19 protein-coding genes are annotated in these 15917 nt (G+C 45.1%); 18 read left to right on the top strand and 1 reads right to left on the bottom strand.

The window, feature by feature from the left end:
* Positions 1–112 precede the first annotated feature (112 nt).
* From SporoP37_RS07575 to SporoP37_RS07565, 3 genes are all read left to right on the top strand, one after another.
* Positions 113–1621, top strand: coding sequence for a degradosome RNA helicase CshA (locus SporoP37_RS07575; protein ID WP_085430651.1), 1509 nt, complete (start codon positions 113–115; stop codon positions 1619–1621).
* 138 nt (positions 1622–1759) lie between these two features.
* Positions 1760–2239, top strand: coding sequence for a PH domain-containing protein (locus tag SporoP37_RS07570; protein ID WP_099662691.1), 480 nt, complete (start codon positions 1760–1762; stop codon positions 2237–2239).
* Positions 2232–3764, top strand: a complete 1533-nt coding sequence (locus SporoP37_RS07565) for a PH domain-containing protein (RefSeq protein WP_158233547.1) — start codon at positions 2232–2234, stop codon at positions 3762–3764. Before SporoP37_RS07570 ends, SporoP37_RS07565 begins: the two co-directional genes overlap by 8 nt.
* 157 nt (positions 3765–3921) lie before the next feature.
* Here SporoP37_RS07565 and SporoP37_RS07560 read toward each other — a convergent pair whose 3' ends face one another.
* Complete coding sequence (locus SporoP37_RS07560) at positions 3922–4527, bottom strand: rhomboid family intramembrane serine protease (RefSeq protein WP_081243084.1); 606 nt, start codon at positions 4525–4527, stop codon at positions 3922–3924.
* Between the two features lie 68 nt (positions 4528–4595).
* Between SporoP37_RS07560 and acpS the strand changes: the two genes are divergently transcribed.
* The 15 genes from acpS (at position 4596) to SporoP37_RS07485 (ending at position 15878) form a co-directional block, all read left to right on the top strand.
* Positions 4596–4952, top strand: coding sequence for a holo-ACP synthase (gene acpS, locus SporoP37_RS07555; RefSeq protein WP_085430648.1), 357 nt, complete (start codon positions 4596–4598; stop codon positions 4950–4952).
* 95 nt (positions 4953–5047) lie between these two features.
* Positions 5048–6085, top strand: coding sequence for a LolA family protein (locus SporoP37_RS07550; RefSeq protein WP_085430647.1), 1038 nt, complete (start codon positions 5048–5050; stop codon positions 6083–6085).
* 86 nt (positions 6086–6171) lie between these two features.
* Positions 6172–7284: an alanine racemase gene (gene alr / locus SporoP37_RS07545; protein ID WP_085430646.1), complete on the top strand. Its 1113-nt coding sequence runs from the start codon at positions 6172–6174 to the stop codon at positions 7282–7284.
* Positions 7285–7439: 155 nt separating this feature from the next.
* Positions 7440–7745, top strand: coding sequence for a transcriptional regulator (locus SporoP37_RS17655; RefSeq protein WP_099662689.1), 306 nt, complete (start codon positions 7440–7442; stop codon positions 7743–7745).
* Between the two features lie 4 nt (positions 7746–7749).
* On the top strand, positions 7750–8100 hold the full coding sequence (locus SporoP37_RS07535; protein WP_081243080.1) for a type II toxin-antitoxin system PemK/MazF family toxin: 351 nt from the start codon (positions 7750–7752) through the stop codon (positions 8098–8100).
* 188 nt (positions 8101–8288) lie between these two features.
* Positions 8289–9116, top strand: coding sequence for an RsbT co-antagonist protein RsbRA (locus SporoP37_RS07530; RefSeq protein ID WP_081243079.1), 828 nt, complete (start codon positions 8289–8291; stop codon positions 9114–9116).
* A gap of 1 nt (position 9117) precedes the next feature.
* A complete protein-coding gene (locus tag SporoP37_RS07525; protein ID WP_081243078.1) occupies positions 9118–9480 on the top strand; it encodes an STAS domain-containing protein in 363 nt (120 codons plus the stop codon).
* 2 nt (positions 9481–9482) lie between these two features.
* Positions 9483–9884, top strand: coding sequence for an anti-sigma regulatory factor (locus SporoP37_RS07520; RefSeq protein WP_081243077.1), 402 nt, complete (start codon positions 9483–9485; stop codon positions 9882–9884).
* A gap of 12 nt (positions 9885–9896) precedes the next feature.
* Positions 9897–10901, top strand: coding sequence for a PP2C family protein-serine/threonine phosphatase (locus SporoP37_RS07515; RefSeq protein ID WP_198160059.1), 1005 nt, complete (start codon positions 9897–9899; stop codon positions 10899–10901).
* 99 nt (positions 10902–11000) lie between these two features.
* Positions 11001–11342, top strand: a complete 342-nt coding sequence (locus SporoP37_RS07510; protein WP_081243076.1) for an STAS domain-containing protein — start codon at positions 11001–11003, stop codon at positions 11340–11342.
* Entirely contained in the window at positions 11329–11802 is a 474-nt protein-coding gene (gene rsbW / locus SporoP37_RS07505; protein WP_081243075.1) for an anti-sigma B factor RsbW, read from the top strand. The genes SporoP37_RS07510 and rsbW overlap by 14 nt, the downstream gene beginning before the upstream one ends.
* Positions 11777–12562, top strand: coding sequence for an RNA polymerase sigma factor SigB (sigB, locus tag SporoP37_RS07500; RefSeq protein ID WP_081243074.1), 786 nt, complete (start codon positions 11777–11779; stop codon positions 12560–12562). Before rsbW ends, sigB begins: the two co-directional genes overlap by 26 nt.
* The gene (locus tag SporoP37_RS07495; RefSeq protein WP_085430645.1) at positions 12562–13158 is read left to right on the top strand and encodes a PP2C family serine/threonine-protein phosphatase; all 597 of its coding nucleotides are present in this window, start codon (positions 12562–12564) and stop codon (positions 13156–13158) included. Before sigB ends, SporoP37_RS07495 begins: the two co-directional genes overlap by 1 nt.
* Before the next feature lie 111 nt (positions 13159–13269).
* The gene (locus SporoP37_RS07490; RefSeq protein ID WP_081243072.1) at positions 13270–15411 is read left to right on the top strand and encodes a Tex family protein; all 2142 of its coding nucleotides are present in this window, start codon (positions 13270–13272) and stop codon (positions 15409–15411) included.
* Between the two features lie 14 nt (positions 15412–15425).
* Positions 15426–15878, top strand: coding sequence for a SprT family protein (locus tag SporoP37_RS07485; protein WP_085430644.1), 453 nt, complete (start codon positions 15426–15428; stop codon positions 15876–15878).
* The last annotated feature ends 39 nt before the right edge of the window (positions 15879–15917 follow it).

Here is a 15917-nt window from a genome sequence, read left to right as displayed (position 1 = left end):
TGGATATATCGGAAACGCTCCCAACTTTCAAAGTACATGGCTCGAATTTGCCGCGCTTTCATTTGCAGATGTAACCAATTGTCAAATGAAGAAATAAAGGAGAATGGATATTTTGACGAAGTTTTCAGAATTAAATATTAGTGAAACAACACAAAAGGCATTATTGCGTATGGGGTTTGAAGAGGCAACTCCAATCCAAGAGGGAACAATCACTTTTGGTATGGAAGGCCGCGACGTAATCGGGCAAGCGCAGACAGGTACTGGTAAAACGGCAGCATTCGGTATTCCAATCATAGAAAAATTGGATCCAAAGAGTACTGCGGTTCAAGCATTGGTCATCGCACCAACTCGTGAATTAGCAATCCAGGTATCAGAAGAAATTTATAAAGTAGGCTACGGCAGCCGCGCGAAAGTTCTTTCCGTTTATGGCGGACAGGAAATCGGGCGTCAAATCCGTGCACTGCGCAATAATCCAAACATCGTTGTCGGTACGCCAGGACGTATTTTAGACCATATTAACCGTAAAACATTGAAGCTTGATAACGTTCAGACACTTGTATTGGACGAAGCGGATGAAATGTTGAACATGGGATTCATTGAAGATATCAACACGATTCTTGCAAGTGTGCCGGCTGAGCGCCAGACGTTGCTGTTCTCAGCAACAATGCCTGCTCCAATCCGCAAAATTGCAGAAACATTCATGAAAAACCCTGAAATTGTTAAAATCAAATCAAAAGAAATGACTGTTGAAAACATTGAACAGTTCTTCGTGAAATCTCACGAACGTGAAAAGTTTGATGTGTTATCAAGATTATTGAACGTTCAGCAGCCGGAACTTGCCATCGTGTTCGGACGCACTAAGCGCCGTGTCGATGAGCTTGCACATGCACTAAGTATCCGCGGCTATATTGCTGAAGGAATCCACGGTGACTTAACACAAGCGAAGCGTATGTCTGTATTGCGTCAGTTCAAAGACAATAAAATCGATGTATTGGTAGCAACAGACGTAGCTGCACGCGGATTGGATATTTCAGGTGTCACACACGTTTATAACTTTGATATTCCGCAAGATCCTGAAAGTTACGTTCACCGGATTGGCCGTACAGGCCGTGCAGGCAAAAGCGGAATCGCTGTTACATTCGTAACACCGCGTGAAATGGGTTACCTTCGTATTGTGGAGGAAACAACCAAGAAGCGTATGACTCCGTTAAAGCCGCCAACTTCTGATGAAGCTTTGCTTGAACAGAAGAAAATTGCGGTAGAAACTCTTGGCGAAGCAATTGAGCAGAAAAACTCAGAAGATTATGCTGGTTTTGCAGCACAATTGCTTGAGAAATATGATGCGAAAGAAATCGTGGCAGCAGCTCTAAAATCATTGACTAAAGACGTTGATGAGACACCTGTAAGTATTACAGAAGAGCGCCCGCTTCCTTCACGCAGACCATCTTCACGCTCGGGCGGCTATAAAGGCGGCAACCGCAGCGGCGGACGTTCACAAGGCGGACGCGGAAGAAGCTTCAGCGGCGGTTCAGGCGGATCGAGACGCAGCAGCGGACCGCGCGATGGCGGCAGAAGAGACAGCGGATCTTCAAGACGCAGCAGTAATCGTTCAGAGCGATAAAATAGAAACTACAAAATCCGGATCTGCTTTTTAGCAGCCCGGATTTTTTTGCTTTTAATATGATATGATCGACTAGAATGAAACGAGATGTCAGTTGTTCCAAATATACTGACAGGAACTCAGAAAGAGGTGGATCCAGTGAGACAGCAACCTGCAAACCAGATTTCCAGAAAAGGATTAACCGTGTGGAGATTATATGGGATTATACAAAGTTTGATCATTCTGGCCGTGGCAGCCGGTCTGGGCTTTCTCTCATACTTATTTGAATGGCCGGTCTGGATCATGATTGCCGTTGTAATTGTTGTACTTTTCTTTTTCTTTTTTTCTATTTATTTATTCCCGAAAATTCGTTGGGAGCGCTGGCGTTATGAAGTGCGCGAAGCGGAGATTGAGTTGCAGCACGGATTATTCATCGTGAATCGCACGCTTATTCCAATGGTGCGTGTCCAGCATGTCGATACGGCGGAAGGCCCTATCCTGCGTAAATATGGTTTGGCATCTATCACCATTTCCACCGCCGCGACCAATCATTTGATTCCTGCATTGGTGACGGAAGAAGCAGATGAACTGCGCAATCGCATTTCCACGTTTGCAAGGGTGGCGAAAGATGATGTCTGAACAACGGTATAAACTTCATTGGATATCGGCCGTCGTGGAAACAGCGAAAGCGCTGAAAGAGATGATCGGCCCATTTGTCATTTTAGTCGTGGTAAACGGATTTAAAGGGGAAGGCACGGCGCCTTGGTATGCCGAGTACTGGTCATTACTCTTATTCGGTGTGCTGATTTTGTCCATCTTGATTTCAGGCGTAGTAAAGTGGCGCCGCTTCGATTATTGGTTTGAAGATCAGGAGCTGCGCATAGTATCGGGATTGTTTGTGCGGAAAAAGCGTTATATTCCCTTCGACCGTATTCAAAGCCTTGACTATACGGAAGGAATCTTTCACCGTCCGTTTCAGTTGGTGAAAGTGAAAATCGAAACAGCAGGTTCGTCTTCAGGCAAAGATGCGGAAGCAGAATTGACCGCGATTACGAAAGAGGCAGCGCAGCAGATTGAACAGGAAATTCAGAAGGCAAAGAAAATACGAATGATTGGACCGATGCCTGTAAGGTCTGATCAGAATGATTGGCAGCTGATCAGAGATACGGAGGAACTGCCTGCTGGTACGCAGCCGGCACCCGTCATTTTTTCTATGACGACAGGCGACTTGCTGATGCTTGCGACCACTTCAGGCGGAATTGGCGTTATTTTATCAGGAGCGTTTGTATTTTTGTCTCAAATTGAAGAACTTATTCCATTTGAATGGCTGTTTGGAGAATTGGAATCGTTTATCCGTTTTGGCGTCCTCGTCATAACGATTATGGTATTACTGGGATTCGCGGTTGTCTGGCTGCTTTCAGTTGTCATGACGTTCCTTGCAAATTATGATTTTAAAGTGATGCGCGAGAAAGATGATTTGGTCATTACACGCGGATTGCTTGAGAGGAAAAGGGTTACCGTTCCATTAAAACGTGTGCAAAATATTACGATTGCCGAAAATCCGCTCCGGCAGCTCTTCGGATACGGCGCTGTCGTTATAAACAGTGCCGGCGGAGTGGGGGAAGGTTCCCGCATTAAACTGTTCCCATTGGCGAAGCGAAACAGAATCATTGAACCGCTGCAGGAGCTGTTTCCAACTATCGATTTCAGTGAGCCGGCAGAGAGCATTGGCCGGCGAGGAAAACATTTTTATTACCGCTTTAAACTGTTTCTGACATTGATTCCGATAGCGATTGTTTCGTACCACTTTTTCCCGTACGGCCTGCTCGCTTTGTTGCTGCTTCCGTTAGTCTGGCTGCACGGCGTCTGGCAGTATAAAACCGCTGCGTATACGATCTTGCCGAAGCAGCTGACTATGCGCTTCCGCATAATCAGCCGGCAGACTGTATTTACCGAAAAGACCCGAATACAATCGATGGAGATGGACCAAAACTATTTCCACCGAAGAAAACATGTTGCGACGATCACGGCGAATGTCAAATCGGGTATGACTGTCGATGCGCCGGCAATTCGGCATATGCCGCAGGAAGAAGCAGAGAAGTTCCTGGCCTGGTATGAGTACCACCCGGAAAATGCAGAATTCCAAACGGAGCCGGACAGCTGATCTTGTCCGGCTCTTGATGATTAAATATTGCAGATGAGAAAGCGGCTGGATTGGCTCTGGGAGCTGCGTCCGAATCTTTCACCAGTCTTCGTTTCTGCTGGCCATAAGGTAATAACAAAAAACCAGACAAGTGTACCTTGTCTGGTGGTGGATGGCGCTATCTTTTTCGCCAGCTCACAATACGCTTGGGATTGAAGAAGCTGAGCCCGATTAAAAAGCCGGTGATCAGTCCTGCGATATGTGCCGTCACGTTGATATTGGTGCCGACGAACGTCATCACGATGCTGATGACGATGATTGGCAGAATCACCTGTCTCAGCTGCGGGAACGCATGCTTCGTATAATAGACCAATGCGCCGAACGCACCAAACACGCCGAAAATTGCACCGCTTGCTCCAACATGCGCGTAAGCTGGAGGCTGCAGGAAGTACGTTGCAATATCGCCGAATAATCCGGCTAACATGTAAATCGTAATAAAGCGTGCTTTTCCTGCGATTTTTTCCAGTTCAGGACCGAAAACAAACAGTGAGAACATATTGAACAGTAAATGCATAAAACCGCCGTGTAAAAACATCGGAGTGACTAAACGCCAATACTCACCGTTCGCAATGAGGAAGTTATCACCTAAACCGAATAAAAAGAGCCGATCGCCAATACCCGGAATCAATGTATAGATGAAGATTCCAATATTTAGTGCCAGTAAAAATGTTACAACAGGGTAAGCGCGGACATACTGTGAAAAATTTTCTGTTCGTATAAACATGGTTTCACCTCAATCTTCTGTACTGATTATACATAGTATTCAACTTGAATGGAAAGGAGATGTTCATTGTGATTCAAGGAATTGGCTTAGACATCGTAGAATTAGATCGTATAGCCCGTCTGGACGGCCGCAATGCGAAATTTCGTGAGCGGATTTTATCTGAGCGGGAGCTGCAAACCTATGAAACATTAAGCGGTCACCGAAAAACGGAGTATCTGGCAGGCCGCTTTGCAGCGAAAGAGGCATTTTCCAAAGCGCGGGGAACCGGTATTGGCGCCGATTGCAGTTTCCTTGATATAGAAGTCATCCCTGAAACGGGCGGCCGCCCGGTATTATACTTCCGCAAGCAGCTTGTACGAGGCTTTATCAGCATCACGCACACGCAAACTGCCGCCGCGGCACAGGTGGTTTTGATGGAATCCTGACAGTGCCTGAACTGAATTTAAAACAAGCTAGCATATTCGATTCATCCCTTTCATAAGATAAGCTACCCGAATTGATTGGAGAAAGGATGAATAGAATGCGGAAGAAAATGATGTTGTTGGCAATCGTAGCAGTCATGCTGGTACTGGGAGGATGCGGTAAGCCTTCTAAGGAAGATGTAATAAAAAAACTCAGCAGCAAGTGGAACGAAACGAAAGGCTATGAACTAAATGCCTCAATGGAAATCAAAACAGGTTCAGAGCCCCGGGTGTACGGCGTGGAAGTATGGCACACAAAACCGGAGTTTTACAAAGTAAATGTCACACAATCGGGCAGTGATGAGTCACAGATGATCGTCCGTAACGAGGAGGGCGTGTTTGTTATTACGCCGTCATTAGGCAAAACGTATAAATTCCAAAGTGACTGGCCGGCACAAAACAGCCAGGGGTATCTGATCGGGACGCTGGCGGATGATATAAAGGCTGATAAGAATGCAACAATGGAAGAGAAGGAAAAGGAATATGTGTTTGAAACTGCAACGCGCAATAATCATAAATCTCTATTGCCATCGCAGAAGATTCATATTGATAAAAAGACCTTGCTGCCAAGTAAGGTGACAATTCATGATGAAACAGGGGAAGAAAAGATCGCCATCAAATTCGACAAAATTGCTTTAGGTGTGGAACATAAAGTCGCTGAATACAAAGTGGAAATGGAAAAGCCAAAAGCAGAGGGTGATCAGGCAGAATCTGATGACAATGAATCAACGAAAGACGATGGGGAAGAGAAAGCGAAAGCAAATCAGCAAACCTATTATCCTTCCGCTAATTTAGAAGGCACAACGCTGTCAGATGAAAAGAGTGTAGAGATTGAGAGCGGCCAGCGCATTATCATGACGTTCAGCGGAGAGAAGGAATATGTGGTGATCCAGGAGCCTGCTGAAAAACCGTTGAATCAGCTGCCTGTATCCATTGAAGGAGATCCGGTCGATTTAGGATTCGCTGTGGCGGCATTAACGGAACAGTCGATTCATTGGGAAGCGAACGGCATGGCATTCTTCGTTGCGTCGGATATGTTAAGTAAGGAAGAATTGATCACCGTCGCCAATTCGATGACTGCAACAGAGTCGAAATAAGGGGAACTGAATCAATTGACTTGAATAGGCTGTTGGATGGATAATTAATTCATTCAGCAGTCTATCCTGTAATGAGGTGGAACGAAATGTTCAACGAAACAGAATATCGTGCAACCAGAGCAATTATAGATACAGCTGCCATTAAGCGTAACGCTGAACGGGTCATTTCTTTTCTGCCTGAAAACACGAAACTAATCGCTGTCGTCAAATCAGACGGTTATGGACACGGAGCTGCACGGGCCGCTGCCGCTGCAGTAGAGGCGGGAGCGGAAATGCTGGCCGTGGCTACACCGGATGAAGCGATGACGCTAAGAAGAATAATTCGGACAGTGGACATTCTCGTACTGGGCTGTTCGCCTGTTTCGTTCGCAGGTGTGGCGGCTGAGCATGATATTATTCTGACGGTAACAAGCGTAAATTGGGTAAAACAGCTCATCGGACAGAAAATAGCTGATAAAAAATGCAGAGTTCATGTAAAAATCGACAGCGGAATGGGTAGAATCGGAGTACGGACTGAGGAAGAGCTGATGCAGCTGATTGCTTGCATCAATGAAACCCCTCTGTCCATTGACGGGATATTTACACACTTCTCACGTGCGGATGAAAAAGACCGGGAGCCTACCCGGCGGCAATTTGAGCGATTTATGCGTCTGGTGAACTGCCTGCCTGAAAAACCGCGTCTTGTGCATGCGTCCAACAGTGCAGCTGCATTAGTATTTCCAGAATATGCACTGGATGCAGTCCGTTACGGCATCAGTCTTTATGGCATCGCGCCATCAGACGAAGTGGCGAAATGTTTGCCGTTCCCGCTTGAAAAAGCCATGACGATTGAAACGGAATTAGTGTATGCGAAAAGAACAGCGGCTGGTGAAAAAATCAGCTACGGCGGAAAGTACGAAGCAGCTGAAGGGGAATGGATCGGTACACTGCCGATCGGTTATGCAGACGGATTAAAACGTTCGCTGACAGGGCAGGAAGTGTTAATCGACGGCAAACGGGTTCCAATTGTCGGCACGATCTGCATGGATCAATGCATGATCCGTCTACCCTGTGAATACCCTGAAGGTGAAAAAGTCGTACTGATAGGCAGTCAAGGCAGTGAAGAGATCACCATGGAAGAATGGGCGGCCCGGTTACACACCATCCCGTATGAGATCGCTGTAACATTTTCAACGCGGATACCCAGAGTTCACATGTAAAAGGATTGAAACTATCCGGCGAAATATATGACGCAGTGACTATTCATTTCGACAAACTAACGACTAAACTTGTATTTCTTGTCATAAGACTTCAAACCTTGTCTTTTCATACTACAATATAAATGGTAAGATAGATTTGATATAGAAATAAAGGGATGGGTTTGTCGGAGGTGCTCGATTTGCGTACGGATAAAAACGAAAAAAGAATAATTAGTATAGCCTCAACCAGATTGCAACAGCAAAATGAAGACGCAATCTTTCAATGGGAGCAAGTGCAAGAAGATTTCGTTTATATGACAGGTGAGAAACATATCAAGAATGGTGAAGCTTCCATAATACGCGAAGCCATGATCAGAGGTTATGTGGAAATGTCGCAAATCAACCTCAACATAGCGGCAGAATGTTTATATGCGGAATTCGAAGCTCAGCATACCGTGGAACGTTGCGTCAGCGGAGGATGAAAAGTTGGCAATTAAACGCGGAGACGTCTTTTTTGCAGATTTGTCGCCTGTAGTCGGTTCTGAACAGGGAGGGACCAGACCGGTGCTGATCATTCAAAATGACATTGGCAACCGGTTCAGTCCCACAGTGATTGTGGCAGCCATTACTGCGCAAATACAAAAAGCAAAGTTGCCGACACATGTCGAAATTACAGCGGCGCGGCATGGATTCGAGCGGGATTCAGTGATCCTGCTCGAGCAAGTCCGCACGATCGACAAGTCGAGGCTCACAGACAAAATAACACACTTAGACGATGCGTTAATGAAAAAAGTCGACGAAGCATTGCAGGTAAGCTTCGGGCTTATTAAATTTTAGCATACATATTCCAATCATCATTTATAGCAGAATGATACCAGCGCCGAATGGCTGCTCAAAAAAACACTATAGCCAACCGGTTATAGTGTTTTTCTATAGTTTTTTAATAAATACAAGTTAAAACATGTAGTTTTTGCAGATTTTCGATACAATAGTGATAACTGAAGTCTAGGGAGGAATCAATACCGATGAATGAAGTCATGAAGAAAGGTATATCCGAAAATATAGATACAATCACCACTCGGTGGATAGAGTCTATGAAAGGAAGCACCGATGAACGTTTTCTGGAGTTAATGCCGTCAGCTGTGGTAGCGACAACGAGCAGAGAGTTCACGGAACTGATGACATCGAATCTGTCGAATCGCGAGCAAGTGGACAAGGAACGATTGGACGAGTTCACAGAGAAAATTATTCATTTTGGCTGGTCTATTAAATTTATCAACCGTGCAATTGATACATTTTCGTCTGTAGTATATGAATTGTTTTTCGAGAAAGGTATCTTGGACGAATCTAATTTGCGTCAAGGAATCGGTATATTTTCCAACTGGATCAACCCCTTGCGTGAAAGTATTATAGAAGAGTATGCGACAAAGTGGGAGCGGACGGACAGCTTGCAGAAAATTGCTTTACAAGAGCTTTCGGCATCACTTATTCCTGTATTTGATAAAATATCTGTTATGCCGCTGGTCGGTACAATCGATACGGAACGTGCGAAATTGATTATGGAAAATTTGCTTGAAGGTGTGGTCAAGCAGCGTGCTGAAGTGGTTCTGCTGGACATCACCGGTGTTCCTGTTGTAGATACGATGGTGGCGCACCATATTATCCAGGCTGCAGATGCCGTTCGCTTAGTTGGAGCGAAATGTATGCTGGTTGGTATCCGGCCTGAAATTGCACAGACGATTGTTACACTGGGCATTAACCTGACTGACTTTTCGACGACAAGCACATTGCGAAGAGGTATGCAAAAAGCGCTTGAAATGACAGGACGTACAATTGTGGAGGAGGAAGAGTAGGATGAAGATGCGAATCCCGATTCTAAAACTTAAAGACACATTGATTGTATCGATACAAGTAGAATTAGATGACCAGACTGCTTTGCAATTCCAGGAAGATTTATTGAATCAGCTGCATAAGACCTCTGCGCGCGGTGTAGTGATCGATCTGACTCCTATTGATTTCATTGATTCATTCATCGCCAAAGTTTTGGGAGATGTGATTCATATGACGGGTCTCATGGGCGCGAAGGTTGTTATTACTGGAATTCAGCCGTCTGTAGCCATTACACTAATTGAATTAGGCATCCGTTTGGAGAATGTAACCACTGCATTAGATTTGGAGAACGGGTTAGAGAAATTGACTAGAGAATTGGAGGCCTGACCATGGAACACAGGTCTTCTATAGAGATCAAAACGGAATGGGATATTGTTGCTGCCAGACAGTTAGGGCGAAATGAAGCCAAAAGTACAGGGTTTGGCACGGTAGACCAAGCCCGAATCACGACTGCCATCAGTGAGCTGGCAAGAAATATTTACTTATACGCGGGAAAAGGCCGGATTGAAATTGAATCTGTCAAGGTCGGTCAACGGGCAGGGCTGATCATCAAAGCGTCTGACGAAGGTCCGGGGATTTCAGACTTGCAAAAAGTGATGGAAGACGGATATACCACTTCGGGAGGTCTGGGCGCAGGAATGCCTGGTGTTAAACGATTAATGGATGATTTTACTATAGAAACAGAAGTGGGTGTCGGTACCACTATTACAGCGACGAAATGGTTGCACTAGGAGTGAGGAGTATTGCCACAGGAAGCCGGTAAGCAGTATAAGCAAATGCTGGAGAATTATCTGCGCTCCCAGGGTGAAGAAGACCTTTATTTGGGTCAGCAATTCAGCCGAAGCTTTATTGAAAAGAATATTGCGCCGGAAGATGTCATCAGTATTCATAAGACATCTATTGAAGAGCTGATCGACGATTTGCCGGCAGATGTAGGCGTGTCTTTCGATTTCTTAATTGAAATGATGATTCATTATGGACTGGCACTAAAAGAACATCAAAGTTTAATCCGCAAGCAGGAAGCCATTCAAACAGAGATGGACATTGCAGTTCGTGTGCAAAACACGTTATTACAAACAGCCGCTCCTGTAGTGGAGGGGCTGGAAATCGGCTGGGTTTCCAGACCGGCGAAGCAAATGAACGGCGATTACGTCTATTTCCTGAATGATACAACACATGAGGTGTGCCTCGCGGTTGCGGATATTATCGGCAAAGGAATTTCGGCAGCGATGCATATGTCCATGGTGAAGTTCGGCATGGACAGTATGCGATACGAAAAAAGAAGTCCTTCTGAAGTTCTGCGCATCATCAATAAGATGGTAGAAAAAAGCGTTGCCGATTCGATGTTCATTTCCATGTTCTATGGAAAGTACGATACAGATAATGAAATATTCCGCTACTCTTCAGCTGGCCACGAACCGGCAATTTTTTATCGCGCAGCAGCGGATGAATTCAGCTTGCTTGAAAGCAAAGGGTTATTGCTGGGTGTTCAGGAAGAAGCAGAGTATGAAGAGCGGACAGTCCATCTGAATAATGGCGATTTTATTGCGATTATGACAGACGGCGTGACCGAAACAAGAACGGAAAAAGGCTTTATTGAATTGGACGTCATTGAGAAATTGCTTCGCGATGTGCGCTCGGAAAGTGCACAGGCGATGGTCGACTATTTATTTAATGAACTTTCCAAAATGCAAAACTACCAGCTGCATGATGACTTCACACTGGTTATTTTGAAAAAAACAAAATAAAGGTTTAATAATTTTGGAAGTGGGTATAAAACAAGGAGTGCACAGCGGGCAAGGCAGCTGTGGACACTTAAAAATAGAGAAACCGATCGGGGTGGCGAAATGAATTTACAAGTAGAGCAAGTAGATAAAGATTTAGTTCATAATTTCAAGATTATCGGAGAAATTGATATATATACAGCGCCAAAGCTAAAAGAGCATCTGGCAAATTTAGAACAGGCTGCAGGAATGGAAGTTGAACTGGATCTGTCTGAAGTAAACTATATGGATAGTACTGGTTTAGGTGTATTCGTAGGTTTTTACAAAGAAGTGAAAGCGAATAATGGAAGTTTAGTGATTAAAGGATTGAATCAGCGCCTTTACCGTTTGTTCGAGATTACAGGCCTCAGCGATATTATGGAGATAGAACAATCAAAAGGTGGCGAAGATAATGCAGGCGTTTGATTACATCGAGATTAAAGTACCAGCTAAAGCCCAATACGTTGGCGTGGCCCGATTAGCGATCTCAGGTCTTGCCAGCCGTGTAGGTTTTACATACGATGAAATTGAAGATTTGAAGATTGCGGCGAGTGAAGCTGTGACGAATGCGGTGCAGCACGCATACGCTGATGAAAAAAAAGGTGAAGTGATTTTAGGCTGTGCAATTTACGAAGATCGTCTTGAAATCGTCGTAACAGATCACGGCCAAAGCTTTAATTTCGAAGAAACTAAGAAGAAGGTCGGTCCCTACCAAGACTGGAATGAAGACTCTCCCCTGCGAGAAGGCGGGTTAGGGCTTTACTTAATGGAAACTTTAATGGATGAAGTAAAAGTTGACCAGGGAGAGGGTGTCATTGTTTTCATGACCAAGTATTTGGGCAGAGAGCGGGGGGAGGACCATGTCAAATCAACAGTCTTCTCGTGATAATGAAACAAAAGCACAAGTTATTCAATGGATACATGATTATCAGGAGAATAATGACGAACATGCACAAACGCAGCTGGTCCTTCATTATGAACGACTGGTTCATTCCATTGCGCGCAAATATTCACGGGGCCAATCCCATCATGAGGATATCGTGCAGGCCGGGATGCTCGGCCTGTTAGGTGCAATCCGCCGCTATGACCCGGAACAGGGCCGGAACTTTGAAGCGTTTGCTGTCCCTACAATTATTGGAGAAATTAAACGTTTTCTTCGGGATAAGACGTGGGCCGTTCATGTGCCCCGCCGAATCAAGGAACTTGGACCAAAAATTAAAGCGGCGGTTGAAGCGCTGACAATAGAATTCCAGCGTTCGCCGATGGTGTATGAAATTGCAGAGTATCTCGGCACTGACGAAGAATTAGTGCTCGAAGCAATGGAGATGGGCAGAAGCTATCAGGCACTCTCTATCGATCATACATTGGATGCAGACTCAGAAGGCGGAACGATTACACTGCTCGATATTATAGGGGAAACCGATGATGGTTTTGAGAAAACAGACCAGCGCATGCTTGTATTGGAAGCACTGAACGTTTTGAGCGAGCGGGAACGACAGATCATCCAGTATACATATATCGATCAGATGAGTCAGAAAGAAGCTGGTGAATTGCTGGATATCTCACAAATGCATGTATCCCGGCTGCAGCGAAAAGCGATTAAAAAACTACAGGAAGCAATTCTTACGAGTGGTGGTGCGAATTAGTGGAAACTTTCGAGAATGACTATGTAGAGGCATATATATATCAACAGTCTAAAAAAGGCAATAGAGATTCTGGAGATGCGTACTACATTCATTCAGAAGAAGATTATTTCATTTGCGCAATTGCAGACGGACTGGGAAGCGGTACCGAGGCGAAAGAATCTGCTGAAGTGATTCCGAAAGTCCTGGCAGCCTACCACCATGAATCGCCTGATGATTTATTGCTTCGCTGCAATAAACAAATGCTTCGCAAGCGCGGTGCGGCAGTGGGGATTGTAAAAGTATACTTTGCACAGCAAACGTTGGAGTATAGCTGTGTCGGCAATATCCGCCTCTATATTTTGCAATCAAACGGTCAAATGATTTATCCGCTGCCTGTCATGGGCTATTTATCGGGACGGCCGCAAACACCCCGTGCGCAGCGGTACCCGTATAATCGTAACGACCGGTTCTTCCTTCATTCAGACGGTGTGAATTTACGCAGCCCTAAAAAGTATTTACAGGAAAACTCCACTCCGTATCAGTTGTACAAGAAGATTGAAGATACTATCGGAGATCAGGATGATGCAACATTCATCGCTGCCAACCTGCTTCATTAATTTGAAGCGGTTTTTTTGTGCCTGAAAATAAATGGCTGCCGCAGGAAACTAGTTTCAATACATGCTATTATATGGAATGAAGAAAGGGTGGTTGAATTGTCAAGAGATCTTATGGAAGCAACTGCAAGCCGTGCAGGAATTGATAAACGCCAAACGGCAAGTGTCATCGCACTGTTAGAAGAAGGCAACACAGTACCTTTTATTGCACGTTACCGTAAAGAAGCAACAGGTTCACTCGATGAAGTCCAGATAAAAGACATTGAAGACGCTTATCATTATGTGAAATCCCTTGAGCAGCGTAAAGAGGAAGTCCTTCGTTTAATAGAAGAACAAGGAAAGCTGGATGATGCGTTAAAAGCAGAAATTGAACGTGCGACGGTATTGCAGCGAATCGAAGACTTATATCGCCCTTATAAACAAAAACGCCGCACAAAAGCAATGATCGCTATCGAAAATGGCCTGGAGCCTTTGGCGGATCAACTGATGCAGCAGTCATCTGAAAATATTGAAACTGCAGCACAATCGTATATCAATCCTGAAAAAGAAATCCATACTGCAGAAGACGCGTTGGAAGGCGCAAAGTTCATTATTGCGGAAAGAGTATCAGAAGACGCAGCGATGAGAGAAAAAATCAGAAAAACCACATGGGCGTCAGGCAAACTGGCGGCCGGGCTGAAAAAAGGTGCAGAAGACGAGCGGAAAGTCTTTGAAAATTATTATGAATACGAAGAGCCGCTGAATAAAATCGTTCCTCACCGGGTGCTGGCCATTAATCGCGGAGAGAAAGAAGACGTATTGCGTGTCAGTGTAAGTTTTCCGGCTGAACGAATTGTCGGCGATCTTGAGCGCATGTACCTCAAACGCAACCCATCCTCTTCAGCACCATATATAAAAGAGGCATTGGAAGATTCATTCAAACGGTTAATTGCTCCTTCTATTGAAAGGGAAGTGCGGACTGCGCTGACAGAAACTGCTGAAACACAAGCCATCCATGTGTTTTCAGAAAACCTGCGCAGCCTATTATTACAGCCGCCGTTAAAAGGGAGAACCGTGCTCGGCGTGGACCCTGCATTCAGAACAGGATGCAAATTGGCGGTGGTAGATGAAACAGGAAAACTTCACGATATCTCCGTCATCTATCCGCACCCGCCAAAACCTCAAAAAGAAGCATCGAAAAAGGTCATTATGGATTTATTGAAGAAATACCCGATATCCATCATCGCCATCGGTAACGGTACAGCATCACGAGAAACAGAGAAATTCATCGTTGATTTGATTAAAGAAGCGGACAAGCCGGTTTCCTACGTAATCGTCAATGAAGCTGGCGCCAGTGTTTATTCTGCATCTGCGAAAGCGAGAGAAGAATTTCCAGACCTTCAAGTCGAACAGAGAAGTGCTGTATCTATTGCGCGCCGTCTGCAGGATCCATTATCGGAACTCGTGAAAATCGATCCCGGTTCCATTGGCGTCGGGCAATACCAGCATGACGTCGCGAAAAAGAATCTAACGGACTCCCTTTCATTTGTTGTAGAAACAGCGGTGAACAGAGTGGGGGTCAACGTCAATACCGCCTCATCCTCACTGTTGCAGTATGTCTCAGGGTTATCAAAAACTGTGGCGGAGAATATTGTCAAGGCGAGGGAAGAAGCAGGCAAGTTCACAAAACGCACGGATTTAAAGAAAGTTCCGAGACTTGGCGCCAAAACTTATGAACAGGCAATCGGTTTTCTGCGTATACCGGAATCGGCAGAACGTTTTGATTCAACGGGTATTCACCCGGAAAGCTACAAAGTGGCAGAAGCAGTATTAAAAGAACTGAACTTGGATAAAACGCAGCTTGGCACTGAAGAGGCAGCAGCTGCACTGGGACAGGTAGATGTTCCAAAACTCGCTGAACAGCTGGATGTAGGGGAAATTACGCTTCGGGACATCATAGAGACGCTGCGGCGTCCGAATCGCGACCCGCGTGATGATTATCCTCAGCCTTTATTAAAAGCAGACGTTCTGGATATTAAAGATGTGCACGAAGGGATGGAGCTGCAGGGAACGGTCCGTAATGTGGTGGATTTCGGCGCGTTTGTTGACATTGGTGTTTCCGAAGACGGACTGGTTCATATCTCCAAAATGAAGAAGGGATATGTCAAACATCCGCTGGACGTCGTTGCATCGGGTGATATTGTTACGGTATGGATAGACTCTGTCGACCGTCAAAAAGGACGTATTGCATTGTCCATGCTTCCTCTTAAGAAATAAAGGAGAGAATCAGCATGTCAGAAGAACAACTACAGCAGCTGGTTGAACGTATTTCAATTGATGTTTTCCATAAACCATTTCTTCATCAGGCAGTTTTTAATAGCAGACTGCGGACAACTGGCGGCCGCTATAAGCTGGCCGATCACTTTATAGAGATTAACCCGCTCGTCATTGAACTCCATGATGAGGAAGAGCTGATCGGAATTATCAAACACGAACTCTGTCATTATCATCTTCATTTAGAAGGCAAGGGGTATAAGCACGGTGATCAGGATTTCAAACAGCTTCTAAAACAAACAAATTCGCCGCGTCATTGTAAGCCGCTTGTAAAGCGCCCGGCAAAAAGAGCACTGCTGCACATGTACCGCTGTACAGCCTGCGGGTTAGATTACCCAAGACGAAGAAGAATGGATTGCACGAAATACCGCTGTGGTAAGTGTGCCGGAAAGATTATGAAGGTCGAATAACGTAAGAAGGCATTCGGTCATCTGAACCGGATGCCTTTT

Origin of the sequence: Sporosarcina sp. P37 (assembly GCF_002109365.1) — a bacterium.
Lineage (GTDB): Bacteria > Bacillota > Bacilli > Bacillales_A > Planococcaceae > Sporosarcina.
This window is presented reverse-complemented; position numbering and strand designations above follow the sequence as displayed.

Bases quoted from the DNA above. Each gene is read 5' to 3' on its own strand.
- rsbW (WP_081243075.1), top strand. From the start codon at position 11,329: ATGCAGGCGTTTGATTACATCGAGATTAAAGTACCAGCTAAAGCCCAA.
- SporoP37_RS07490 (WP_081243072.1), top strand. From the start codon at position 13,270: ATGGAAGCAACTGCAAGCCGTGCAGGAATTGATAAACGCCAAACGGCA.
- alr (WP_085430646.1), top strand. From the start codon at position 6,172: ATGTTCAACGAAACAGAATATCGTGCAACCAGAGCAATTATAGATACA.
- SporoP37_RS17655 (WP_099662689.1), top strand. From the start codon at position 7,440: ATGGGTTTGTCGGAGGTGCTCGATTTGCGTACGGATAAAAACGAAAAA.
- SporoP37_RS07550 (WP_085430647.1), top strand. From the start codon at position 5,048: ATGCGGAAGAAAATGATGTTGTTGGCAATCGTAGCAGTCATGCTGGTA.
- SporoP37_RS07525 (WP_081243078.1), top strand. From the start codon at position 9,118: ATGAAGATGCGAATCCCGATTCTAAAACTTAAAGACACATTGATTGTA.
- sigB (WP_081243074.1), top strand. From the start codon at position 11,777: ATGTCAAATCAACAGTCTTCTCGTGATAATGAAACAAAAGCACAAGTT.
- SporoP37_RS07530 (WP_081243079.1), top strand. From the start codon at position 8,289: ATGAATGAAGTCATGAAGAAAGGTATATCCGAAAATATAGATACAATC.
- SporoP37_RS07560 (WP_081243084.1), bottom strand. From the start codon at position 4,527: ATGTTTATACGAACAGAAAATTTTTCACAGTATGTCCGCGCTTACCCT.
- SporoP37_RS07485 (WP_085430644.1), top strand. From the start codon at position 15,426: ATGTCAGAAGAACAACTACAGCAGCTGGTTGAACGTATTTCAATTGAT.
- SporoP37_RS07510 (WP_081243076.1), top strand. From the start codon at position 11,001: ATGAATTTACAAGTAGAGCAAGTAGATAAAGATTTAGTTCATAATTTC.
- SporoP37_RS07520 (WP_081243077.1), top strand. From the start codon at position 9,483: ATGGAACACAGGTCTTCTATAGAGATCAAAACGGAATGGGATATTGTT.
- SporoP37_RS07565 (WP_158233547.1), top strand. From the start codon at position 2,232: ATGTCTGAACAACGGTATAAACTTCATTGGATATCGGCCGTCGTGGAA.